Source organism: Mycobacterium sp. ITM-2016-00316 (assembly GCF_002968335.2).
GTDB lineage: Bacteria > Actinomycetota > Actinomycetes > Mycobacteriales > Mycobacteriaceae > Mycobacterium.
The window spans coordinates 1607350-1629853 of sequence record NZ_CP134398.1; the positions used below are offsets into that span (position 1 = coordinate 1607350).

The window sequence follows — 22504 nt, forward strand, 5'->3', positions numbered from 1 at the left end:
CCGAATCCGCGAAAGCCGCAGTTGCACAGGCGACCAGGGGCGACTTCAGTAAAACCATAGGTTGACTTACGGTGGCCAGGGTGTGACGATGGCCTCACATCCAGCCACCTGCCGATGGCCGTTTTGAATCAAAGATAAATTAAGGAGAACGATGGGGTTCACCAATTCCGCCGAGGTCGCCAAGTACATCGGTGGCATCTTCGAGACCGCGTTCCAGGATCCCGAGATCGGCCCGAAACTTGTGGCCACCGAACTCGTGGTCGCATTCGACTTCACCGAACCCGAGGCCGTGGTCGTGATCGACATGGCGAACCAAGCCGTGCGTAGCGGACTGGAAGGCGGCCAGCAGCCGATGGCCACGATGTCGATGACGGCAGACACCGGCAACGCGTACTGGCAGGGAAAGGTCAACCTTCCGCTCGCGATGGCCAAGAAGAAGATCAAGGTCGACGGAAACGTTGCAAGCCTGCTCAAGCTCGCACCATTGGGCAAGAAGCTCTACGGGCCTTATGTCGAACGGTTGAAGGCCGACGGCCGCGAAGACCTGCTGGCCTGAGCAATGTTCCCTGGAACTCACGCAAAGTCAGATCCGGACCGGCCCGCCGTGATCCTGGCCGAGACCGGCCGGACGGTGACCTATGGCGAGCTGGAGCAGCGCTCGGCATCGATTGCCTCGGCCCTGCACGGTCTGGGACTTGGCCGCGGCGACGTCATCGCGTTGTTGTCCGACAATGCGGTGGAAGTATTCGAGGTGTACTGGGCGGCCATTCGTTCCGGCCTGTACATCACGGCCGTGAACTGGCATCTCGCCGCCGATGAAGCGGCCTACATCGTCAACGACTGTGGCGCGCGGGTGCTGTTCGCCTCTGCGGGAATACGGGTGCTCGCCGAAGAGATCGTTGCGCTGACCCCGGACGTCAGCCACCGGTACGCCTTCGGCGGGGCCGTCGCAGACCACCGGCCCTATGAAGAGATCGCCACCGACCACATCGGCGAGCTTCCCGATCAGCCGCGCGGAACCGAGATGCTCTACTCGTCGGGCACCACCGGCAGGCCGAAGGGCATCAAGCCCGTCCTGCCCGATATTCAGGTCGACGAGCCCGGCGAGCCACTGGTAGGCATTATGGCCCACGCTTTTAGGATCAACCCCGCCGACCGCTACCTGTCTCCGGCTCCTGTGTACCACGGCGCACCATTGAAATGGTGTGGCGGTGTCCATGCGCTGGGCGGCACCGTGGTCCTCATGGAGAAGTTCGATGCCACCAAGGCGTTGGCGGCCATCCAGGACTATCGGGTCACCGTGACACAGATGGTCCCCACCATGTTGATCCGCATGCTGCAACTGAGCGACGATGAGCGTGCGCAGTACGACGTCTCGTCGCTTCGGCTCGCCGTGCATGCCGCGGCACCATGCCCGCCGGACGTCAAGCAGGCGATGATCGACTGGTGGGGCCCCATCCTCGTCGAGTACTACGGCGCCACCGAGGGCCATGGCCTCACTGCGGTGACCACTGACGAGTGGCTCGCCAAGCGTGGCACTGTCGGGCGTGCGGTTCTGGGTTCGTTGCACATCTGTGATGACGAGGGCGTCGAGGTCGACGCCGGTCAGGTGGGCACCGTCTACTTCGAACGCGAGTTTGCTCCGTTCGAGTACCACAATGACCCGGCAAAGACCTCGGATGCACGGCACCACAGACACCCGAATTGGTCCACGGTCGGCGATGTGGGTTACGTGGACGAGGACGGCTACCTGTTCTTGACCGACCGCAAGGCCTTCATGATCATCTCGGGTGGAGTCAACATCTATCCCCAGGAGATCGAGAACGTTCTCGCGGTGCACCCCGCGATCGCGGATGTGGCGGTCATCGGTGTTCCGCACCCCGAGATGGGCGAACAGGTCAAGGCCGTCGTCCAGCTGCGTGATGGTGGGCAGGGCTCAGCGGAACTGGCCGGTGAGCTGATCACCTACGTGCGCGATCGCATCGCGCACTACAAGGCCCCGCGATCGGTCGACTTCGTCGAGGAACTCCCGCGGCTGGCGACCGGCAAGCTGGCGAAAAGAAAGCTTGTGCAGAGCTACACAGGAGCCAATCGATGAGTATCCACACACCGCCCAGGACAAGGGACTTCGATCCGGTCAGCATCTCTTCTCTGGACTTCTGGGCCACCACGGCCGAGGAACGGGACAAGTCGTTCGCGATTTTGCGCGACGAACGGCCGTTGAGTTGGCACGCGCCGATCGAGGGCGCGTTGATGGAGGCCGAGATCGACGGCCTGTGGGCGGTCACCCGCAACGAGGACATCGCCTACGTCAGCAAGAACCCCCAGCTGTTCTGCTCTGGACAGGGGGTGATGATCGAGGCTGTCCCCGAGGACATTCTCGATGCCGCACAGTCCTTCCTGGCGATGGACTCGGCCAAGCATTCCACCCTGCGCCGCCTGATCAGTTCGGTGTTCACCCCGCGCCAGGTCGCCAAGATCTCCGATCAGGTCAAGCGCCAGGCGGAGGCGATCGTCACCGATCTGCTGACGACGGCCGGCGGCGATTTCGTCGAGCAGGTGTCCAAGCGGCTCCCCATGTGGACGATCTACGAAATGATCGGTCTGCCTGAGGAATACCGTGATGAAGCAGCACACCATGCCGACGGGATGGTGTCGTGGGCCGATCCCGATGTCGCTGCGGGACGCGAGCCGGGCGAGGTTCTCAACGAATCGCTCGTGGCGCTGCTCACCATGGGTCTCGAGCTCGCCGAACGCCGGCGCGCGGAGCCCACATCCGATCTGATGTCGCTGCTGGTCGAGGCGGAGATCGACGGGCGTCGGCTGACCGACGAGGAACTCGGCGCGTTCTTCGTCTTGTTGTCGGTCGCGGGCAATGACACGACACGCAACACCCTGACACTCACGACAATTGCCCTGCAACAGTTTCCGGATCAACGGGCGCTGCTGGCGAGCGATTTCGACCATCACATCAAACGTGGCATGGAAGAGTTCGTGCGCTGGGCCAGTCCTGTGATGACCTTCCGTCGCACCGCCACCCAGGACACCGAGTTGTGCGGTCAGCTGGTCAGGGAGGGGGAGTGGGTTCTGCTCATGTACTCCTCGGGTAACCGAGACCACCGGGCATTTCCCGACCCGCACCGGTTCGACATCACCAGGGAGCCGAATGGGCATGTCGGCTTCGGCGGCGGTGGACCACATTTCTGCATGGGCGCGTTCTTGGCCAAGATGCAGCTCGAGTCGATCTTCAAGGAGCTGATCTTCCGCGCACCGAACCTACGTGTCGGTGAACCGGAGTTCCTCACCGGGAACTTCGTCCATGCCGTCAAATCTCTTCCCTACACCCTTGACTGACCGGAGGAACACCATGTCTGAATTCGCGGGCAAGCACTACGTAGTGACCGGCGCAGCATCCGGGATCGGCCACTCGGTGGCCGAACAGCTGCTCGTCGCGGGTGCCTCCGTCACCAGCCTCGATCGCCACCAGCCGCGGGCCGGCGTCACCCGTCATATCGAGGTCGACCTGTCCAACCCGCGCAGCATCGATGCCGCTCTCGAGTCACTCGATGGTCCCTACGACGGCCTGATGAACATCGCGGGTGTGCCGGGCACCGCCCCGGGCGATGTGGTGGTCGCCGTCAACAGCTTGGCGGTGCGGCAGCTCAGCGAGGCATTCTTCGAACGACTGGTGCCCGGTGGTTCGATCACCATCGTGTCCTCGACCGCCGGATTCGGCTGGCCGGAGCGGCTCGAGACCATTCGCGACCTGCTTGCCACCGATACCTTCGAGGAAGGCGCCGCCTGGTTCAAGGCCAACCCACAGCAGGGCAACGCCTACAACTTCTCCAAAGAGGTGACCACGGTCTACACCCAGTCGATGGGACTCGCAGTGGCGCAGATGGGTTTGCGGATCAACGCAGTCCTGCCGGGGCCGGTCGAGACACCTATCCTCGTCGACTTCGAAGAGTCGATGGGCAAGGACGCGCTGGACGGTGTCAAGGATCTGCTGGGGCGTCACGCAGAGCCGGCGGACATCGCGTCGGTGGTGCTCTTCCTCGCCTCCGATGCAGCACGGTGGGTCAACGGACAGGCGCTGGCCGTCGACGGCGGGATCACCGGCGCCGTCGTCACCGGTGTCGTCCCCAAGCCAGAGATCTGAGCGCCGCCATGACCCCACGAGCAACCACGGATCATCCGGGGAGCCTCGGTTTGGATCTGGACCTCGACGACGTACGACAGGTCTTCGCCACCGGCCGCACCCGGCCGCTGCGGTGGCGACTCGATCAACTGGCCGCCATCGAATCGATGTGCGATAACGAGGAATCGGCCATCGCACGGGCTCTGGCGCAGGATCTGGGGCGCCCACCGGTGGAGGCGTGGCTCGGTGACATCGCGTCGACGAAGGGTGAGGCCACCTACGCCCGCAAGCACCTCAAGAAGTGGATGCGCCGGCGGCGTCAGCCACTACCGCTCGCGCAGTTGCCCGGCCGTGGCTGGGTCCAGTACGACCCGCTGGGTGCCGTACTCGTCATCGGTCCGTGGAACTATCCGTTCTACCTCAGCATGGGGCCGATCGTGGCGGCAGTCGCCGCCGGCAACTGCGTGGTGCTCAAGCCTTCGGAGCTCGCGCCGGCGACGTCGGCGCTGCTGGCCGAGTTGGTCCCGAAGTACCTCGACTCCAGCGCAATTCGCGTGGTCGAGGGTGATGGGAGCACCACCCAGGGTTTGATTGCCCAAGGTTTCGACCACATCCTGTTCACCGGGGGCACCGAGATCGGTCGCAAGATCATGGCGGCGGCCGCGCCGACCCTGACCCCGGTGACCCTGGAACTCGGCGGCAAGAGCCCGGTGATCGTCACCGCCGACGCCGATCTGGACGTCGCCGCGCGACGAGTCGCGTGGGTGAAGCTGATGAACTCGGGACAGACGTGTATCGCACCGGACTACGTGCTGGCCGATCACACCGTTGTCGAGGCCTTCACCGCGAAGGTCGTCGAGGCGATGGCCGAGTTCAGGTCCCAGGATGGGGTCCGCGGACAGCGCATCGTCAACCGTCGTCAGTATGACCGGCTGTGCGGCCTCATCGAGTCGACCAGCGGAGCGATCGTCACCGGCGGCGGCCGTGATGTGTCGGCATTGACGATCCAGCCCACCGTCATCCGGGATCCAGCACCGTCCGATCTGGTGATGTCGGACGAGATCTTCGGCCCGATCCTGCCCATTCTGACGGTCGGAAGTAACGACGCAGCAGTGGAATTCATCAACTCCCGCCCGAAACCGCTGGCCCTGTACATTTTCACGAACTCCCAGCGCCTCGGCAGCGAACTCATCGACGCGATCCCTGCCGGTGGCGCGGTGATCAATCACGTCGCCATGCACTGTCTGGTTCCGCAGCTGCCGTTCGGCGGGGTCGGCGCCAGTGGAATCGGTCAGTACCACGGCCGCTGGGGCTTCGAGACCCTCAGTCACCGGCGTGCGGTACTGGCGAAGCCGGCCAAACCGGATCTGAAGTTGACCTACCCGCCCTACACCGATGGGGCAATCAAGATCATGAGGAAGTTGTTCTGATGGCAGTTCGCGTTGATGGCACCAAGTGTTCCGGCATCGGGCTCTGCGAGATGACCGCTCCGGATATTTTCGAGATCGGCGATGACGGACAGGCGCACGTGATCGGCGACGCCGAGAGCCACCGTGAGGCCGCTTCGGAGGCGGTCTCCAACTGCCCCACGAGCGCGATCTCTTTCGACAACTGACGTTCAGCGCACGCGCTCCTGGCGCTCCGCGAGTACCGATCCCTGGAAGCCCATAGGAGAGACGATGGCCTTCGTCATCACGCAGAATTGTTGTACAGACGCCAGTTGTGTTCCGGTGTGCCCGGTCGACTGCATACGCCCCGTTCCGGGCGGCAACGCAGGCGCCGCGCCAATGCTGTACATCGATCCCGCCTCGTGCGTCGATTGCGGTGCCTGCGTTGCGGTGTGCCCTGTCGGGGCGATCTACCACGAGGATGAGCTTCCGGAGTCCCAGGAGCGGTTCAAGACGATCAACGCCGACTACTTTGCCGGCACGCCGCTCGACATCCGCGCTATCCCGGCGGCCTGGACACCGGCCTCGGTCGGACGCGATGCACTGCGGGTGGCCGTCGTGGGAGCGGGACCGGCGGCCTGCTATGCCGTGGCGGATCTGGCGCGTTCCCATGATGTTCGGGTGGACGTGTTCGATCGGTTGCCGACGCCCTACGGGCTGGTGCGCTTCGGCGTCGCACCCGACCACCAGCACACCAAGGACGTCACCCAGGTCTTCGCGTCGGCACTCACCAATCCCAATGTGAACTGCTATTTCAATGTCACTGTCGGCGAGGACATCTCACACGACCAGCTGATGGCCTCCTACGACGCCGTCATCTATGCGGTGGGCGCGTCCCGGTCGCGCGATCTCGGTATCCCCGGAGAAGGACTGGTGGGCAGCGTCGCCGCCGCCGACTTCGTGAGTTGGTACAACGGGCATCCCGATCACGCGGGGGCGCAGTTCGCGCTCGACACCGGACGGGCCACGATCGTCGGCAACGGCAACGTGGCGCTCGATGTGGCCCGAATGCTGGTTCTGGACCCCGCCGAACTGATGGCCACCGATATCGCCGAGCACGCACTCGAGGGACTGCGGCACAGCGAGATCCGTGAGGTGGTGGTGCTGGGCCGTCGCGGAGCGGCCGATGGAGCCTTCTCCGTCGGCGAGCTTCTTGCGCTGGGCGCGCTTCGGGGCGTGGACGTGGTGGTCGAAGGACACGTCGGCGAGCGACCGGACGACCATGAAGGCGCGTTGAAGTTCGACATCGTCGAGGAGTACGCGCAGCGATCCACACACCAGGGCAACCGGCGGATCGTGTTGCGGTTCGGTGCGCGCCCGGTCGAGATGGTGGGCACCGAACGCGTGGCGGGCCTGGTGGTCAGTGACGACGACGGCACGACGACCATCGACACGGGATTGGTGTTGCGCGCGATCGGTTATCGCGGTGCACCGATAGCGGGCCTGCCCATTGCCCCCGAGACCGGTGTGGTGCCCAACGAGGGCGGCAGGGTGACCAGCGCGGGTGCTGTGGTCCCCGGGCTGTATGTCACGGGCTGGATCAAGCGTGGACCGCGCGGTGTCATCGGGACGAACCGGCTGTGCGCACGTGAGACCGTGGAGAACCTGCTTGCCGACGCCCGTGCCGGCACGCTGCCCGCTGCCTCGTCAGATGGTCTGATGATCTCCGATGATCTGGCGGCCAAAGGCGTTTCCGTGGTGGATTGGGCCGGTTGGCGGCTGATCGACGAAGCCGAGCGTTCGCACGGCTCGGCGATGTCCCGGCCCAGGGTGAAGGTCGTGGATCGGGAGGCGCTGCTCATCGCTGCGGGTGTGACATCGTAGCGGCGGCAGTGCCCACCTACGATGTGGCGGTCATGCTGCGCCGGCTGCCGGTCAGACGTGAATGCGTGATCGCGGTCGGCGACGGCGTCGGTGCAGTCAATGCCCTCCAGGATAGCGAATCTATTGGTGCGGTCCTGAGTGCCTTTGCCGCCGAGACGCCAGGGGTGACGCTGGTACTCGGATGGAGTCCGGTGGCACCGCAAGGGATTACGCCGGACGCCTTCGCGCGGATCGTGCCCCTGATGCCAGGGTGGGGTGTCCGCGCGCTGCTGCCAAGTCCGGTGACCAGCGCCGTGCCGGTCAGCATGGCCGCGATTCCGGCCTTGCTGGGCGGGCACCTGCGACCCGATGTGTTGATCACCCGGATGACGAGCCGCGGGGACGGGCTGCACTTCTGCACCGAGATCTCCTGGCAGCGCGCCCTGGTGGATCTCGGTGTCCCGGTATGGGCGGTGCTCGATGACGGCGCGCCCACCGCGAGCGCTGAACCGGCGCTGCCGGCCGAGGCCGTGACAGTCATCGGATACGCCGGTGACGCACCGGCCGACATACCATCCAAGGGTGCGGCGGCCGTTCATGAGGCACTGGCCGACCGTGTTCTGGCTCTGATCCCGGCCGGCGCCCGACTGCAGTACGGCCCAGGGCAACTCGGCACCGCGCTACTGCAACGGAGTACCAAGCCCTTGGCCATCGACACCGGGTTGCTCACCGACGCCGTACTGGATCTCGAGCGCAGAGGACTTCTGGTCGGTGAACCGTCGGCGACCTACCTGTTCGGCAGCACCGAGTTGTACGACTGGGCGAATGGCAGGGCCATCCTGCGCGGTATCGAGCACAGCCACGACCTCACGCGACTCTCCCGCGGAGCGCCGTTCGTCGCCGTCAATACCGCGATCGAGATCGATCGGTTCGGTCAGATCAATGTCGAGGGCGTCGGCGACAAGGTTGTCGGTGGCATCGGAGGTCACCCCGACTATTGCACCGCGGCGCGGATGAACCGGAATGGCCTGTCGATCATCGCCGTTCCGGCTGCGTTCAACGGCCGGTCGACGTTGGTCGACGCGCTGAGCCGACCGGCCTCCACTCCAGCTCACGACGTCGAGGTGATCGTGACGGAGACGGGCCACGTGGACTTGCGTGCGGCGGGCTGGACCGATCGTCGAAGGCTGATCGAGGGCCTGTTCGATCGGGCCGCCTGATTCCAGGAGGCCCGACATGTCGGGCTACCGGACCACCGGCACCCACACCGACAACGGGGTTGATGTGGGTGCCGGTTTCATGTCAGTGCTGGACCGGGCAGCGGGCGTCGGCGTGCATGGTCTTCACGGCCGCGGCGAAGTTACTGACCAGCATGTCGGGCTCGGCGAGCCGCAAATCGGGCAGCCGGTGCAGAATCTGGTCGAGCATGTGCTTGATCTGCATTCTGGCCAGAAACGCGCCCAGACAGTAATGCGGACCGCCGCCGCCGAATGCGACATGCTGATTGGGTTTACGGGAGATGTCGAAGGTCCAGGGATCGGCGAACTCGACTTCGTCGCGGTTGCCCGAGGAGTACATCATCACGACCCATTCGCCTTTGCGGATCTGCCGTCCGCCCAGGACGGTGTCCCGGGTGGCCGTGCGGCGGAACGTCATGACGGGCGTCACCCAGCGCAGGACCTCGTCGATCGCCGCGTCGATGCGTCCGTCGAAATCCTCCAGCAGATAGGCGGTCTGATCCGGATTGTCGACGAAGGCCTTGACACCCAGAGACAGGGTGGTGCGGGTGGTGTCGTTACCGGCAAAGGAGGTCAGGACGAACATCGAGGCGAGCTCGTCGTCGGTGAGTTCGTGACCGTCCACCTGGGCCGCCACCAGGTTCGACCAGATGTCGTCGCGGGGGCATTCGCGGGTGCTCGCGGCGAACTCCAGCCCGATGCTGAGGTTTCCGATCAGGGCGTCGTTCAAGACTTCGGCCGACGAGCGGCCCGCGGCAATATCGGGATCGTTCCACCCGGCGAGCTCATCGGCGAAGTGGGCCGCTTCCTCGCGCTGTCCCGAAGGCAGACCGGTCATGTCGTAGATGGTGTTCATGGGCATCTGCTTGGCGACGTGCTCCACCCAGTCGCCGGAACCCTTGGCGAGGAAATCGTCGACGATGGTCGCGGCCCGGTGGCGGATCTGGTCTTCGATCCGCTTGACCTGCCGCGGGGTGAAGGACCCGCTCATCAACCTGCGGTACGTCAGATGCTTCTGACCATCCATGGCGAGAAACGACGACGCGGCCTCGAGGAACTCGTCCGGAACCTCTTCGAGCTGAATACCCTCGCCCGAACAGAAGATCTCGGGATGGGTGCTGACCTCGCGGATCAGCTCATGCGAGGTGACCGCCCAGAAGCCGGCAATGCCGGACGGCGCCAGATCGCTCTCGGCGGGTGGTTGCCAGCTGACGGGTGCTCGCCGGCGCAGTTCGGCGAAGGCGACGTCCCGCTGTTCGGCCGACTGTGCCCAGAATGCTGTGGGCGAGATATCCACGGTGTCGTAGGGCCTGCCTTTTTCGCTGCCGGCAGGGGCCAGAGCCGACTGTTGTGTGACCGAATCCATTGGGCTGCTGGACACCGGCTGCTCCTCAGTTCGAAAGACGGTGAATTTTTAGTATAGATTTGAAAATGTTCGCGGCACAAGCATTTCGGCGCATTCCGCCGGGTAGCCACAGGTCTCGTGGGCCTGATGAGCGCTCCGAGAACGAAAGCGCGGGCCGAGCATCTGCTCGGCCCGCGCATATCGTGGTGCGGGCTCAGGAAGCGGCGACGTCGCGACCGATGATCTCTTTCATGATCTCGGTCGTGCCTCCGTAGATCGTCTGTATTCGGGTGTCGAGGTAGGCGCGCGCCACCGGGTACTCCAGCATGTAGCCGTAGCCACCGTGTAGCTGCAGGCAACGGTCGATGACCCGTTTCTGCAGCTCGCTCAGATACCACTTGCCCTTCGCGGCGTCTACGGCGGTCAATTCGCCCGCGTTGTAGGCAAGGACGCTGCGATCGGTGTAGGCCTCGGCGATGTCGATTTCGGTGGCCATCTCGGCCAGTTCGAAACGGACATGCTGCTTGTCCGTCAGGGGACCGCCGAAGGCTTGGCGGTTCTTGCAGTACTCGACGGTCATATCGAAGATGGCGCGGGTCGTGGCCATCGCCTTCGCGGTGACGCCCAGGCGCTCGCGCGGCAGGTGGCTCATCAGGTAGCGAAGGCCATGGCCGGGCTCGCCCAGCAGGTTCGCTGCCGGCACGACCGCATCGCGAAAGTACAGCTCCGAGGTGTCCTGTGCGGGCAGGCCGATCTTGTCGAGTTTTCGGCCCCGTTCGAATCCCGGGGTGTCGCGTTCGACGACGAAGAGGCTGAAGGCCCTGGAACCGCCCGCCGGATCGGTCTTGGCGGCCACAACGACGACATCGGACATGATGCCACTGGAAATGAAGGTCTTCTGACCGTTGAGAATCCAGGTGTCACCCTCGAGGCGTGCCGTGGTGCGCATGCCCCGAAGGTCACTGCCGGCGCCGGGCTCGGTCATCGCCAGTGCGCCGATCAACTCGCCGGCCGCGAAACCGGGCAGCCAGCGCGCCTTCTGGTCGCCATTGGTCAGGTCGAGCAGGTAGTGCAGCACCAGATCATCCTGCAAGCTGACGGTGAGACCGAACGACAATGCGTTGATCCTTGCCACCTCTTCGCAGACGATCATGCGGTATCGGTAGTCGGGTTCGCCGGATCCGCCGAACTCCTCGGGGATCTGCAAGGCATAGATCCCCGACTTGGCTGCACGCGCGAAGACGGCCCGATCGATCCAACGATCACGGTCCCAATCATGCTGGTGTGGAACGACTTCACGCTCCAGGAACTCGCGGACGGTCTCTCGGTATGCCTCGTGATCGGCCTCGTACAGCGATCGTTGCATCGTCTACAGCCGTTCGATGATCGTCACGTTGGCCTGGCCACCGCCCTCGCACATGGTCTGCAGGCCGTAGCGACCGCCGGTGCGTTCCAGCTCATGCAGCATTGAGGTCATCAGCCGGGCCCCCGTGCAGCCGATGGGGTGGCCGAGGGCGATGGCTCCACCATTGGGGTTGACCTTGGCCGGGTCCGCCCCCAGCTCGGCGAGCCAGGCCAGCACCACCGGCGCGAAGGCTTCGTTGATCTCGACGGTGTCGATATCGTCGATGGACAGCCCCGCGCGCTTCAGCGCATGCTGGGTGGCCGGAATGGGTGCCGACAGCATCATGACCGGATCGGCGCCGCGGACCGAGATGTGGTGAATCCGGGCGCGCGGAGTGAGTCCGAACCGATCGACCGCGGCCTGCGAGGCCACCAGAAGGGCGGCGGCGCCGTCGGAGATCTGGCTGGCGACGGCGGCCGTCAGGACGCCGCCCTCCACCAGGGTCGGCAGCGACGCCATCTTCTCCAGGGAGGTGTCCGGTCGTGGGCCCTCGTCGACACTGATGCCGGCGTATTCGGTGATTTCCCTGGTGAAGTGGCCCTCGGCGATCGCCGCGAGGGCGCGCTGATGGCTGGCGAGAGCGAAGCGCTCATTGTCCTCGCGGCTGAGGTTCCACTGCTCGGCGATCATCTCGGCGCCGCGGAACTGCGAGATCTCCTGGTCACCGTAGCGCGCCCGCCAACCCTCACAGCCGGTCCAGGGGTCGGTGGACCCGAAGGGCTCGCCGGCTGCGAATGCGCTCAGGATCGGGTACTGGCTCATCTTCTGGACGCCGCCGGCCACGATCAGATCGGAGGTTCCGCTCATCACGGCCTGGGCCGCGAAATGCACTGCCTGCTGGGCGGATCCGCACTGGCGGTCGATCGTGACTCCGGGAACGGACTCGGGCAACCCGGACGCCAGGGCGGCGGTGCGGGCAATGTCACCGGCCTGGGAGCCGATATTGTCCAGACATCCCAGGATCACGTCGTCGATGGCCGCAGGGTCGATGTCATGACGCCCCACCACGGTCTTGATCACGTGCGCGGCCATATCGGCCGGGTGCGCAGCCGCAAAGCCACCTTTCCGCCTGCCAACGGGTGTACGAACGGCGTCTACGATGAAAGCTTCAGTCATGAAATTAATTTAACATAGAATCAAAAATGGGAGTAGCTCGGCCTCGCGCACGTGGGCTGCCGGCCATTATCGGCGGCGCCGCGCCGGGGGTGGGGCTGTCGGGATCAAACTGTGCCGCACGAAGACCTTGGCGTTGTCGACCATGGTCTGCACCGAGTTGCGCCGCGGATCCCACCATTCGGCAGCCCAGTTCAATGCGCCCAGCACCAGGGCCTGGGCCAGACGGTCGTCCAGATCTGAGCGGATCTGCCCGTCGGCTACGGCGTTTTTCATCAGACCACGCCAGATGCGGTCGTACGCCGCTTCCTCTTTTTTCTGCCGGGTCTTGAGGTGATCGGGGATCTGACCGGAGTTGCGGATCGACGCACGCGCATAGTCGGAGAGTTCCAGTTCATGCTGGAGATGCGATTCGACCGCCACCATGATGCGGTCCATCGAGCCGACGCCGGCGGGCAGCGCGTCGAGCGCGTCTTGCAGGTACGTGCGCAGATCGCTGATGCCGCAGAACATCACTTCCTCGATCAGGTCGTCCCGCGACTTGAAGTAGTAGTAGATCGCGGGGGCCTGAAGCTCGGCTTGTTGTGCCACATCCGTCAGTCGCGTGCCGGCATAGCCTTTGACGCTGAGGACTCGGGCAGCGGCGTCCAGGATCCGCACTCGCGTGCGCTGGGCCTTGGTATCGCTCGCCTCGACGGCTGTTGGCTTCTTGGGCATCGCTTGATGATAGGAGCGTTGGCCACTCACGTGCGGTCGACCCGGCGCGCGGGAGTCCCGCGCCTCAGATGCCGCCGCGTGCCACCAGTTGCGCCGCGATGACGTTTCGCTGGATCTCGTTGGTGCCTTCGCCGACGATCATCAGGGGCGCATCGCGGAAGTAGCGCTCAACGTCGTACTCCGTCGAGTACCCGTACCCGCCGTGAATCCGGACGGCGTTGAGTGCGATCTCCATCGCGGTCTCGGACGCGAACAGTTTGGCCATGCCGGCCTCCATGTCGGCTCGTTCGCCGCTGTCATAGCGCTCCGCCGCGTAGAGCGTCAACTGGCGGGCGGCGGTGAGCTTGGTGGCCATATCGGCGAGGTAGTGCCCGATGGCTTGGTGTTTCCAGATCGGTTGACCGAAACTCTCGCGGTCCTGCGCGTAGGCCAGGGCGTCCTCGAGCGCGGCGGTCGCCACGCCCAGTGCCCGCGACGCCACCTGGATGCGGCCCGTCTCGAGCCCCTTCATCATCTGGCCGAAGCCCTTGCCGGGAACGCCGCCGAGGATCGCCGACGCCGGTACGCGGCAGTCATCGAACGACAGTTCGCAGCTCTCCACGCCCTTGTAGCCCAGCTTGGGCAGATCCCGGGACACGGTCAAGCCCGGGCCGTGCTCGACGAGCAGCACGGAGATGCCCGCGTGCTTGGGGGAGGCCTTGGGGTCGGTCTTGCAGAGCAGGGCGATGAGTCCCGAGCGGCGCGCGTTGGAGATCCACGTCTTCGAGCCGTTGACCACCAGTTCGGACTCGTCGTCCGCCGCAGGCAGCGCGGTGGTGGTCATGGCCTGCAGGTCCGAACCGCCGCCGGGTTCGGTCAGTGCCATGGTGGCCCGCATCTCGCCGGTGGCCAGCACGGGGAGATACTTCTGGCGCTGTTCGTCGGTGCCGAACTGTGACACGAGCTTGGCCACGACGGTGTGACCACCCATCGCGCCGGCCAGGCTCATCCAGCCACGAGCCAACTCCTGGGTGACCATCACGTAGCACGCGGTCGACACGGGGGTTCCGCCGTATTCCTCGGGCACCGCCAAGCCGTAGATACCGATGCGCTTCATCTGGTCTATCCAGGCCGCGGGGTATTCGTTGGCGTGCTCGACCTCGCGAACGGTCGGTTTCACGTCACGGTCGACGAACAACCGCACGGTCTCGACGAGCAGGGTCTCTTCCTCGCTGAGCAGACTAGGCATGGGAAGCACAATACCTGCGTTTTTACTTTATGTTAAATTATCTCCACAGGTTGATCTCGGCGACGAAGGGCTGCGGCATGGTGGAAGTGCACGTGGATGGCGGTGCGGCGCGCAAGCCGGTCACCGCCGCACGCCACCTTCCCGGCGAGGAGGGCATGTGGGTCTTCATCTTCGGCGATATGACGGTTTTCGCAATGCTTTTCGGCGTATACCTCTATTACCGCGGCGAAGCACCGGCTCAGTTCAACGAATCCCAACTCCAGCTCAACCAGACATTCGGTGTCGTCAACACGGTGGTGCTGCTGACCAGTTCATTGTTGGTGGTCACCGCCGTGCGTGCCATGCGCAGAGATGCCCGTGGGTTGGCCCGCTGGCTCACCTATGGCGCCATGCTCTGTGGGTTCATCTTCGTGCTCAACAAGGCGATCGAGTACGGCGAGAAGATCTCCCACGGGCTGGTGCCGGCCACGAATCAGTTCTTCATGTACTTCTACGTGATGACCGGACTGCACCTGGTTCACGTCGCCATCGGATTGGCCCTGTTGTGGTTCGTCGTCAAGCTGACCCGCAAACCCGCATATGAAGCCCGCGAGCAGCGCTACCTGGAAGGGTCTGCGTGTTTCTGGCACATGGTCGACCTGCTGTGGATTGTGATCTTTCCGCTCCTGTACTTGGTGAAATGATGCTGACAACCCTTCTGCGTGACCGCATTACCGTCGTATGGTTCATCCTGGTCGCTGCGACGCTGGCGTCCTGGGTCCTCGGCGTCGGCCATGACCTGCCAGATAGGTACGCAGCGATCAGCATCCTGGTGATTTCCTTTGCGAAGGTGCACTTCGTGGGCCGGTACTTCATGGAGTTGCGCAACGCGCCGGTCGGGTTGACGGCGATCTTCGGGGCCTGGAATGTGGTGGTGGCAGCCGTGCTGATCGGTCTGTATCTCTACGCCTAGTGCTTCGCGGTCCGAATCTTGCGAAAGTCCCAACTCCGCAGAATCGCCGGTGTGATGCGCAGCCAGCCATGGCGGCCGTCGTAGCTGAATTCGTCTGCACGGAAATATTTTTCGGAGAACAGTCGTTCGGGTTCGGCAAGTTCGGGATGAACGATGCCGCGCCGCGGTACCTCACCTACCACCGCGGCGGTGCCGAGGATCTCGACACCGCGAAGCTCACCGTAATGATCGCCGTCGTCGATGACGACGGCGACCTGCGAACCATGGCTGAGATCTGACCACCGTTGGCTGTCGGTGATCGAGTACAGCCATAAAGACGTACCGTCCCAGCCGAACCACAGCGGCGTGACATGCGGCTGGCCGGAGCGCGTCACGGTCGCAACGCGGCAGGTGCGCTGGCCCGAGAGAAAGGTGTCGACCTCGTCAGGGGTCATCGCTATCGACCGGCGCCGGCGCTGCGGCCGCACAGCGCCGTCCTCAATGTCTGGTTTCATGCGCTGAATTGGTCCTTTCGGGTTGGCGCGGAGGCACACTCAGCCGTGCAAGACCAAGTCGGCGGCTCGATGCGCGATCATCATCGTCGGGGCGTTGGTGTTGCCGGATGTGATGGTCGGCATCACGGATGCATCCACGACACGCAGGCCGTCGATCCCGTGCACACGCAGCGCGGGGTCGACGACGGAGTGTTCGTCGGTGCCCATCCGGCACGTGCCGACCGCGTGATAGATGCTGGATTCGTTGGTGGCCAGCCAGTCTGCGCCGCGGGTGCCGTTGTCATCGAGATAACGCCCCGTCAGGCCGCGCATGGCGGACTGAGATTCCACGAGATCGCGAGCAAGCGCCGTGCCGTCGAGAAGTCGGATCCTGTCATGCTTGTGGGCCAGGCGCGGGTGGTCGATCACCGGGCGGCCATCGCGAAGCTCGACCCGTCCACGCGATTCCGGATGCAGCAGGACGGTGTAGACGGTGAAGGCGTCCTTGCGGTGGATCCTGGCTCGCCCCCGTACCGGGTCGAGCTGATAACGGATCGGACTGATCGCAATCTGGAATTCATCGGTGAACAGCTGTGCCTCAAAAGGCGTCGTCGTCAGCGGCCCGGTTCCGTGGACGACGAGTGAGCCGACCGCGCGTGCCGCCCGCAGCGGGCCCATGGTGTTGACGGTGGGAACCTCGCAGGACCAGTGCTGTGCGACGACGAGATGATCCTGCAGGTTGGCACCGACTCCGGTGAGATCGGCGACCGCGCCGTCTGGCCCGATGCCCGAACGCAACAGGACCGCCGGAGTGCCGATGGCCCCGGCGCTGAGGATGACGCCCTGGTTGGCGCGCAGCGTTGTGCCACGCGACACGATACCGACGGCGCGGCCCTTTTCGATCAGGACCTTCTCGACCGGTGTCTTGGTGAGTAGTCGGGGCCGCCGATCGGAGGGCAGACTGCGCAAATAGCCTGTTGCGGCAGAACATCGCAGGCCATGATGTTGGTTGACCTGCACCGGCGCGATACCGAACTGGACGTGCCCGTTCTGGTCCGGGTTGCGGGTATATCCGGCGTCGACCGCGGCTTCGATGAAGGCCTGATCGACCGGGTGCCGGTGTCCGCACCAGGTGACGTCGATCGGTCCGCCGGCGCCGCGATAGGCATCCTGGCCACCGGACCAGTTCTCGATCGATCGGAAGGCGGGCAGGACATCTTGGTGCGCCCACCCGGTTGCCCCCGCGTGAGCCCATCCGTCGTAGTCGGCCGCCCGCCCTCGCACGTACACCATGGCGTTGATCGACCCGCTGCCGCCGACGACGCGTCCACTGGCGAAGGCGCTGCGCTGATGGTGCTTACTCGGATCGGCGAGAGTCGGATACCGCCAGTTCGCGGTGGCGAACAGGCTGGCGACGCCCAACGGTAGCCGAACGTCGGGACGACGCTCGGTGCCGCCGGCCTCGATGAGTGTCACGGCCGCACCGGCGGCCGCCAATCGTGAGGCGATGACACACCCAGCAGAACCCGCGCCGACGACGATGTAGTCGGACGCGTGAGCCGCGCTCACTGTGCGCCCCGTCGATGCTGTCCGGATTCGATCAGTTCCCTGATCCGCCGCAGCGATTGGTCGATGTTGCCCCGCAGATCCGAACGTCGATCCTTGACGCGCAGCGCGATTCTCTCGAAGAGCAGCGCCGCCAGCGGCAGGTCCACACGCATCTGCATCTCTTCACTGAGCAGGCAACCCGACGGGTGGGACTCCATCCGGTAGCTCCACGTCGTGAAATCTGCCCCACCCAGCTGTACGGCGAAGCTGAACTCTCGACCCGGATCCGCGGTGACCACGTTGGCGGTTGTCGACCACCGGCCGAGCCGGCGACGATTCGTTCCGCGAAACACGTTGGGAGCTATCCACTCTGCGTGGACACACTCCGGGCTCCATTCCGGAATCAGGCGGATATCCGACACCACGTCGTACACGTCGTCTGGCGAAGCGTTGACCACCGTCGCGCCGCGAACGACATCGCCCTTGCGTAGAACTGTGCTCATCGAACTCCTGTACTCGGTGATCATCGCGGTGATGTGGGTTGATTGGGATGGGCGCGGCCTGGACGCCGGGCGGTCACCGTGGACACAGTGCACAACTGGCCTCCGCTGCCGTAGCCGAGGACCTCGACGACGGCCGAGGACCTGCCCACGTGGTACGGCCGGGCGACGGCGACGAACGGCGCTCCGACGACGACCGGCCGTAGATAGCTGGTGTGCACGTGCGCGGTGGACAGGTCGGGATTGTGTGCAGAGATGGCCTCCGCCGCCGCCAGTTCGGTGACGCAAGCCGATACCCCACCGTGCATGATGCCGAACCCGTTGACCCAGCTCCCGGGGTCGGCCAGTGTCGCCTGCAGACCGTCGCTGTGCTGCTGGTAGTCCAGTCCGAGGAACTGGCCGATGTCGTCTGTCGCGGCCGGCTGCCTACGCCTCCCGGAACCGGCGGCGGCCGGGCTGACGGTGCTCCCGGCGACGTACGCACAACGGGTGGTCCCCACCGCCACCAGCCTGCCTGCGGCATCGGTGATATCGCACCGAACGAATAGGTCGGTGCCGGTGGAGATGTCGCGTCCCTCAGCGAAATACGTTTCTGAAAACGACATTTCGCTGATGATGTCCAGCGTCAGTTCGGAGGTCAGCGACCATGTCCCGGGCGGCCGGCACACGTAGGGCAGCTCGCCGAGGATGTGGTCGGCCAGAACCATCAATGCGCCGACCCGTACCTGCCCGTGGGAATCGCGCGCCCACGGAGGCGCGGTGTATTCGCAGCGGTTCCCGCCGGATCCTGTTGAACGGCAATTTTTCAGGCCGAACCGTGCTTCGACCGATCCTGAGAAGCCGACCGTGCACCCCGTTGTCGCGGACGTCGGTTGCCCGATCAGTGTGGCTGTCGATTCCATGTCATTCCTAGCGCTTGCGTCATCGATCGTTGTCACCGGTGTGATGTGCTGGCAATCAACAGAATTGCGTCCGTGCGGATTGTCCTTCCGGCACCCGCAGTTCAGGCCGGCCGACCGTACACCGCCACGACGACCGTGCGATCCAGGCTGTTCTCCGACCACACGCCGATCTGAGTGTTCGAGCAGTTCCGCATGGTGGCCAGCGCTGTCGGGTTGCGGTACCACTGGTTGATGAGCTCGATGCCGTTGATGGCCAGAGCGGGGTTGATCGCCACAGTCTGCTGCACGACACCGCGATAGCCGGCGGCGTCGGCGCGTGACTGCGGTGTCGATCCGTCCGAGCCGAGTTCGGCGGTGAGGTCGCGGTGGCCCATCACATCGCGGGTGTGCCACTGCGCGGCGAGCTGCAATTGTGGGTTGTTCACGACGTTGTTCGTGCAGCCTGCCTGGTGTTGCACGGTGTAGACATTGGCGATCACGCTCTGGTTGAGCCTGCGGTTATCTGCCTGCGATGTCGCCGCGGTCGCCAGTGCGATCAGCACCGCGGCGCTCACCGCGAGGGATCCGCGTACGAAAACGGCGGTCGACTCGCGTCTGTTGCGGTCTGCACGGATGGTCGGTTGCATCGATCTACTCCGACCCTGGGTAGCCGGCAGCAGAGTTGCGCAGCTGCCAGATGGCGTCGGGGCACAATTCGTTGGCTGCCTGGGTGATGAGGTAGGACGCCTGGTACTCGTCGGTGATGCCGAAGTCGTGCCTCACGTCCGACATGACCGATGCGTAGGGGCTACCGGATCTGACTTTTTCACAGAGCCTGTCCCCGTAGCCGAGCGCGGCTTGGGCGCTGGAAAAGTTGTAGCCGGGACGAACCGTCACATTGACCAGGAAGGCCACCTCGTCGGCGTGAGCGATGGCTGCCATGTTCGGGCCGATGACGCCACCGGCGACGGCGACGCCGAGCAGGAGACGCACCGCGCGCCCCCGTCGCGTTCGTTTCGGCACGCGGGGGGCACCTGATGGGGTCTCCGTCATCGGCAATGGGGCGGATGTCACGTGATCACTGTGCGCAACGGAGGCGGTCGGCGTCAAGCATTTTTTATTTTTGATTAAGTACGGTGACTGTGCGGTGCGGGTGCGCTGGCCGCTTCGGTCGTATCATGTGGAAATGTCCAGGCAAAGCAATCGGCTGTCGGCGCCGGTAGATCAGGCGGTTGTCGAGGATCCGGTGACGGAATCTAAGTCGGTGTTGACGAGATCTCGCATCCTCGATGCTGCGGCGCGGGTGCTCTCGGACCGCGGTTACGCGGGACTGCGTCTCACCGATGTCGCGGCGGCTGCGGACCTGCAGGCACCGGCAATCTACTACTACTTTCCCTCTCGGGACGAGCTCATCGAAGAGGTGATGTGGGCCGGGATCGCCGATATGCGCGAGCACGTGGCGTCGGCACTGGACAACATTCCAGATGGGACGCCGCCGCTGGACAAGCTGCTCAGCGCCGCTGAAGCGCATCTGCGTCATGAGCTTGAGATTTCTGACTACACGACGGCGGCAATCCGGAATGCGGGCCAGGTGCCGCAGGCCATTCGCAAGCGGCAGATCCTCGAAGAAGAACGTTACGGCGACATCTGGCGCAGGCTGATCAACGACGTGGCCAGGGAGGGCATATTGCGCCCCGAGTTGGATCTCTACATCGCGCAGATGCTGGTGCTGGGGGCGTTGAACTGGGCCGTGGAATGGTGGAACCCGCGGCGTAGCTCGGTGGAAGCTGTTGTCCACAACGCCCAGTCGATCATTCGGCACGGTCTCACCGAGGCCGCGCCCGGCTGAGTGAACTCAGCGCGTCGCTCGGATCTGCGCGGCCGCCGACGTCAAGAGCACACCGATGGAGTCCTCGAGCTCTTCTGGGTCGATGGCGGCATGTGACCCCATTGCCCCGGAGCGGCGACGCGCCCGGACTCCCTCCAGCAGACTGGCTGCGCGCCATTGCGTGAAAGCCCGGTAGTAGTCGAGCTCATCGACTCGGCACCCGGTGACCTCGCGGTACACGGAGACCATCTCGTCGCGGTCGGGGAACCCGCCGGCCCTGGTCGGGCTGGGCATCACGATGGCGGGCTCGTCTGCGGGCCGCCAGTCGTCGAGCAACCAGGCCAGGTCGGCCAGCGGGTCGCCGACAGTGCAGAGCTCCCAGTCCAGAACTGCGGTGATCCGCCCCGCGGAAACCAGCAGATTCGACAGCCGATAGTCGCCGTGCATGATCGCCGGGGGACCGGCCTGCGGCATGCGTTCCGCCAGTCCGTCGCGCACCGCCCGCCAGTCACGGTCGTGGCGACTCTCGGTGCAGACGAGATCCCATGCCGCCGTCACGCGGCGGATCTGCCGCGCGACGTACGGGCTGCGCGAGACCTCGATGCCGAGAATGTCTGGGTCGAGGCGATGCAGTGTGGCCAGCGTTGCGGCCACCGAGACCCCGAGATCGCGCCGCTGAGCAGGGGTGAGCGCATGAGCGTCCTGCTCGTTCTCCAGCGCGGCGCCCGCAACGCGCTCCATCACCAGAAAGGGTGACCCTTCCGGGCTCGTGCCCGTGCCGACCAACCGTGGCACCGGGACGCCGGAACCGGACAGTGCTCGCAGGATGCCCGCCTCGCGGAGAAGATCGTGTGCCGAGCCGGCCGAGGTGCCTGGTGGCGGTTCACGCATCACCCACTCGCCGCCGGCGGCATCGGTGATCACGGTGGTGATGTTCGACTGGCCGATGCCCACGCGGGTGATCGTCAGGGGAGGCGTGGCGTCGAGGTCGTGGGCCAGCATCCAGTCAAGGACGGCGACCGGCTGCGTCCACATCCCCGCGCCGTCGGGCCCGTGGCCACCGCGGGTGGTGTCATGGGCGGGCACAGTCAGGCCGGCTTCCGGATGAGTGTCCATGACAACTTTATTTATCATGAATTAGAATATGTCAATGAGATCAAGTCGGGTCGCGCAGGAGCGGTCGCACTCATCGTGACTCGCGAGGACTACATGATCGTGGGTCTGGAAGTTCTGGCCGACCGCGGTCACCTCTGCCTCAAGCTGGCCGAAGTGTGTCGCAGGCTTGGTGTGACCTCGGGATCCTTCTATCACTTCTTCGACAGTTGGGCGGCATACCGCAGCCAGCTGATCCAGTACTGGAAAGAGCACGGCACGCTGGCGAAGCTCACCATCATCAGCGCCGAGCCCGATCCTCGTCGGCGTATCGAGGGTCTCGTCGACGTCGCAGTGCGTCTGGACCACTCCGCTGAGGGAGCCATCCGCGCGTGGAGCAGGGTGGACGACGAGGTCGCCGCGGTTCAGTCGGAAGTTGACTCGCTGCGTCACCGGGTCGTGCTCGACTCCGCCCGCGAGATGGGTGTCGACGAGCCGCGCGCGAACCGGTTCGCCGCCGCATCGCTGTATCTGCTCGTCGGGTACGAGCAGGCGGCGTTGGCCCCGGACATCGAAGGCCTTGCGGGCATCCTCCGCGATCTGATCACCTTGCTCGAAAGTGATGGGGCCGAACGGCTTCCAGGGAGAGCGATCAGCGGTCCGCACCCTCATATCGAGAGAGAATAAGCACTGTGACGCCGCCGAAGTGGCTCTGATCAAGGGCTTCATGGGGTCACGCGGCCGTGTATATGACCCGATGTCTAGTGTTTTGAATATCAATTCGATTATATTCAC

The 22504-nt window shown here is 64.7% G+C and carries 24 protein-coding genes; 12 read left to right on the forward strand and 12 right to left on the reverse strand.

Annotation, left to right across the window (positions count from 1 at the left end; all coding sequences use genetic code 11):
• Positions 1-151: 151 nt before the first annotated feature.
• The 8 genes from C6A86_RS07730 to C6A86_RS07765 all read left to right on the forward strand — a co-directional run bounded on the left by C6A86_RS07730 (position 152) and on the right by C6A86_RS07765 (position 8609).
• Positions 152-556, forward strand: coding sequence for an SCP2 sterol-binding domain-containing protein (locus C6A86_RS07730; RefSeq protein WP_105366628.1), 405 nt, complete (start codon positions 152-154; stop codon positions 554-556).
• Positions 557-559: 3 nt separating this feature from the next.
• Entirely contained in the window at positions 560-2098 is a 1539-nt protein-coding gene (locus C6A86_RS07735; protein ID WP_105366629.1) for an acyl-CoA synthetase, read from the forward strand.
• Positions 2095-3354: a cytochrome P450 gene (locus tag C6A86_RS07740; protein ID WP_105366630.1), complete on the forward strand. Its 1260-nt coding sequence runs from the start codon at positions 2095-2097 to the stop codon at positions 3352-3354. Before C6A86_RS07735 ends, C6A86_RS07740 begins: the two co-directional genes overlap by 4 nt.
• Before the next feature lie 13 nt (positions 3355-3367).
• Positions 3368-4159 carry a coniferyl-alcohol dehydrogenase gene (locus tag C6A86_RS07745; protein ID WP_105366631.1) on the forward strand — a complete coding sequence of 264 codons (792 nt, stop codon included), beginning with the start codon at positions 3368-3370 and terminating at the stop codon, positions 4157-4159.
• Between the two features lie 8 nt (positions 4160-4167).
• Positions 4168-5568: an aldehyde dehydrogenase family protein gene (locus C6A86_RS07750; RefSeq protein WP_105366632.1), complete on the forward strand. Its 1401-nt coding sequence runs from the start codon at positions 4168-4170 to the stop codon at positions 5566-5568.
• Positions 5568-5753: a ferredoxin gene (locus C6A86_RS07755; protein WP_105366633.1), complete on the forward strand. Its 186-nt coding sequence runs from the start codon at positions 5568-5570 to the stop codon at positions 5751-5753. Before C6A86_RS07750 ends, C6A86_RS07755 begins: the two co-directional genes overlap by 1 nt.
• Positions 5754-5817: 64 nt before the next feature.
• Positions 5818-7410 (forward strand): FAD-dependent oxidoreductase, encoded by a 1593-nt coding sequence (locus C6A86_RS07760; RefSeq protein WP_105366634.1) that lies wholly within the window; start codon positions 5818-5820, stop codon positions 7408-7410.
• 32 nt (positions 7411-7442) lie between these two features.
• Positions 7443-8609, forward strand: a complete 1167-nt coding sequence (locus C6A86_RS07765) for an acetyl-CoA hydrolase/transferase C-terminal domain-containing protein (protein ID WP_105366696.1) — start codon at positions 7443-7445, stop codon at positions 8607-8609.
• Positions 8610-8691: 82 nt separating this feature from the next.
• Here the strand turns inward: C6A86_RS07765 and C6A86_RS07770 are convergent, their stop codons facing one another.
• From C6A86_RS07770 to C6A86_RS07790, 5 genes are all read right to left on the reverse strand, one after another.
• On the reverse strand, positions 8692-9993 hold the full coding sequence (locus tag C6A86_RS07770; protein WP_105366635.1) for a cytochrome P450: 1302 nt from the start codon (positions 9991-9993) through the stop codon (positions 8692-8694).
• Between the two features lie 193 nt (positions 9994-10186).
• Positions 10187-11338, reverse strand: coding sequence for an acyl-CoA dehydrogenase family protein (locus C6A86_RS07775; RefSeq protein ID WP_105366636.1), 1152 nt, complete (start codon positions 11336-11338; stop codon positions 10187-10189).
• A 3-nt stretch (positions 11339-11341) separates the two neighbouring features.
• A complete protein-coding gene (locus C6A86_RS07780; protein ID WP_105366637.1) occupies positions 11342-12493 on the reverse strand; it encodes an acetyl-CoA C-acetyltransferase in 1152 nt (383 codons plus the stop codon).
• 66 nt (positions 12494-12559) lie between these two features.
• Positions 12560-13207: a TetR/AcrR family transcriptional regulator gene (locus C6A86_RS07785; protein WP_105366638.1), complete on the reverse strand. Its 648-nt coding sequence runs from the start codon at positions 13205-13207 to the stop codon at positions 12560-12562.
• 64 nt (positions 13208-13271) lie between these two features.
• Entirely contained in the window at positions 13272-14435 is a 1164-nt protein-coding gene (locus C6A86_RS07790; RefSeq protein WP_105366639.1) for an acyl-CoA dehydrogenase family protein, read from the reverse strand.
• Between the two features lie 77 nt (positions 14436-14512).
• Between C6A86_RS07790 and C6A86_RS07795 the strand changes: the two genes are divergently transcribed.
• A complete protein-coding gene (locus C6A86_RS07795; RefSeq protein WP_105366640.1) occupies positions 14513-15118 on the forward strand; it encodes a cytochrome c oxidase subunit 3 family protein in 606 nt (201 codons plus the stop codon).
• Positions 15118-15387, forward strand: a complete 270-nt coding sequence (locus C6A86_RS07800) for a cytochrome C oxidase subunit IV family protein (protein WP_233213286.1) — start codon at positions 15118-15120, stop codon at positions 15385-15387. The genes C6A86_RS07795 and C6A86_RS07800 overlap by 1 nt, the downstream gene beginning before the upstream one ends.
• Here C6A86_RS07800 and C6A86_RS07805 read toward each other — a convergent pair.
• The 6 genes from C6A86_RS07805 to C6A86_RS07830 form a co-directional block, all read right to left on the reverse strand.
• The gene (locus C6A86_RS07805; RefSeq protein ID WP_396834915.1) at positions 15384-15920 is read right to left on the reverse strand and encodes a pyridoxamine 5'-phosphate oxidase family protein; all 537 of its coding nucleotides are present in this window, start codon (positions 15918-15920) and stop codon (positions 15384-15386) included. The genes C6A86_RS07800 and C6A86_RS07805 overlap by 4 nt on opposite strands.
• Positions 15921-17429: a GMC family oxidoreductase gene (locus tag C6A86_RS07810; RefSeq protein ID WP_105366643.1), complete on the reverse strand. Its 1509-nt coding sequence runs from the start codon at positions 17427-17429 to the stop codon at positions 15921-15923.
• Positions 17426-17911, reverse strand: coding sequence for an SRPBCC family protein (locus tag C6A86_RS07815; RefSeq protein ID WP_105366644.1), 486 nt, complete (start codon positions 17909-17911; stop codon positions 17426-17428). The genes C6A86_RS07810 and C6A86_RS07815 overlap by 4 nt, the downstream gene beginning before the upstream one ends.
• 20 nt (positions 17912-17931) lie before the next feature.
• Entirely contained in the window at positions 17932-18615 is a 684-nt protein-coding gene (locus tag C6A86_RS07820; protein WP_158263347.1) for a PaaI family thioesterase, read from the reverse strand.
• Positions 18616-18911: 296 nt separating this feature from the next.
• Positions 18912-19436 (reverse strand): CAP domain-containing protein, encoded by a 525-nt coding sequence (locus C6A86_RS07825; protein WP_199196467.1) that lies wholly within the window; start codon positions 19434-19436, stop codon positions 18912-18914.
• A 4-nt stretch (positions 19437-19440) separates the two neighbouring features.
• Positions 19441-19731, reverse strand: a complete 291-nt coding sequence (locus tag C6A86_RS07830) for a DUF732 domain-containing protein (protein ID WP_233213291.1) — start codon at positions 19729-19731, stop codon at positions 19441-19443.
• Positions 19732-19975: 244 nt separating this feature from the next.
• Between C6A86_RS07830 and C6A86_RS07835 the strand changes: the two genes are divergently transcribed.
• Positions 19976-20638, forward strand: coding sequence for a TetR/AcrR family transcriptional regulator (locus C6A86_RS07835; protein ID WP_105366647.1), 663 nt, complete (start codon positions 19976-19978; stop codon positions 20636-20638).
• Positions 20639-20644: 6 nt separating this feature from the next.
• On the opposite strand, the gene C6A86_RS07840 is transcribed toward C6A86_RS07835, so the two are convergent.
• A complete protein-coding gene (locus C6A86_RS07840) occupies positions 20645-21733 on the reverse strand; it encodes a phosphotransferase family protein (RefSeq protein ID WP_105366648.1) in 1089 nt (362 codons plus the stop codon).
• On the opposite strand from C6A86_RS07840, the gene C6A86_RS07845 reads away from it, so the two are divergent.
• Positions 21722-22396: a TetR/AcrR family transcriptional regulator gene (locus C6A86_RS07845; RefSeq protein ID WP_142407105.1), complete on the forward strand. Its 675-nt coding sequence runs from the start codon at positions 21722-21724 to the stop codon at positions 22394-22396. The two genes, C6A86_RS07840 and C6A86_RS07845, sit on opposite strands and share 12 nt — an antisense overlap.
• The last annotated feature ends 108 nt before the right edge of the window (positions 22397-22504 follow it).

Coding starts and splice junctions, on each gene's coding strand:
- C6A86_RS07835 (WP_105366647.1), top strand. CDS start 19,976: ATGTCCAGGCAAAGCAATCGGCTGTCGGCGCCGGTAGATCAGGCGGTT.
- C6A86_RS07750 (WP_105366632.1), top strand. CDS start 4,168: ATGACCCCACGAGCAACCACGGATCATCCGGGGAGCCTCGGTTTGGAT.
- C6A86_RS07755 (WP_105366633.1), top strand. CDS start 5,568: ATGGCAGTTCGCGTTGATGGCACCAAGTGTTCCGGCATCGGGCTCTGC.
- C6A86_RS07840 (WP_105366648.1), bottom strand. CDS start 21,733: ATGGACACTCATCCGGAAGCCGGCCTGACTGTGCCCGCCCATGACACC.
- C6A86_RS07765 (WP_105366696.1), top strand. CDS start 7,443: ATGCTGCGCCGGCTGCCGGTCAGACGTGAATGCGTGATCGCGGTCGGC.
- C6A86_RS07770 (WP_105366635.1), bottom strand. CDS start 9,993: ATGGATTCGGTCACACAACAGTCGGCTCTGGCCCCTGCCGGCAGCGAA.
- C6A86_RS07740 (WP_105366630.1), top strand. CDS start 2,095: ATGAGTATCCACACACCGCCCAGGACAAGGGACTTCGATCCGGTCAGC.
- C6A86_RS07780 (WP_105366637.1), bottom strand. CDS start 12,493: ATGACTGAAGCTTTCATCGTAGACGCCGTTCGTACACCCGTTGGCAGG.
- C6A86_RS07800 (WP_233213286.1), top strand. CDS start 15,118: ATGCTGACAACCCTTCTGCGTGACCGCATTACCGTCGTATGGTTCATC.
- C6A86_RS07775 (WP_105366636.1), bottom strand. CDS start 11,338: ATGCAACGATCGCTGTACGAGGCCGATCACGAGGCATACCGAGAGACC.
- C6A86_RS07735 (WP_105366629.1), top strand. CDS start 560: ATGTTCCCTGGAACTCACGCAAAGTCAGATCCGGACCGGCCCGCCGTG.
- C6A86_RS07745 (WP_105366631.1), top strand. CDS start 3,368: ATGTCTGAATTCGCGGGCAAGCACTACGTAGTGACCGGCGCAGCATCC.
- C6A86_RS07830 (WP_233213291.1), bottom strand. CDS start 19,731: ATGGCAGCCATCGCTCACGCCGACGAGGTGGCCTTCCTGGTCAATGTG.
- C6A86_RS07845 (WP_142407105.1), top strand. CDS start 21,722: ATGAGTGTCCATGACAACTTTATTTATCATGAATTAGAATATGTCAAT.
- C6A86_RS07820 (WP_158263347.1), bottom strand. CDS start 18,615: ATGGTTCTGGCCGACCACATCCTCGGCGAGCTGCCCTACGTGTGCCGG.
- C6A86_RS07815 (WP_105366644.1), bottom strand. CDS start 17,911: ATGAGCACAGTTCTACGCAAGGGCGATGTCGTTCGCGGCGCGACGGTG.
- C6A86_RS07785 (WP_105366638.1), bottom strand. CDS start 13,207: ATGCCCAAGAAGCCAACAGCCGTCGAGGCGAGCGATACCAAGGCCCAG.
- C6A86_RS07795 (WP_105366640.1), top strand. CDS start 14,513: ATGGTGGAAGTGCACGTGGATGGCGGTGCGGCGCGCAAGCCGGTCACC.
- C6A86_RS07790 (WP_105366639.1), bottom strand. CDS start 14,435: ATGCCTAGTCTGCTCAGCGAGGAAGAGACCCTGCTCGTCGAGACCGTG.
- C6A86_RS07825 (WP_199196467.1), bottom strand. CDS start 19,436: ATGCAACCGACCATCCGTGCAGACCGCAACAGACGCGAGTCGACCGCC.
- C6A86_RS07760 (WP_105366634.1), top strand. CDS start 5,818: ATGGCCTTCGTCATCACGCAGAATTGTTGTACAGACGCCAGTTGTGTT.
- C6A86_RS07730 (WP_105366628.1), top strand. CDS start 152: ATGGGGTTCACCAATTCCGCCGAGGTCGCCAAGTACATCGGTGGCATC.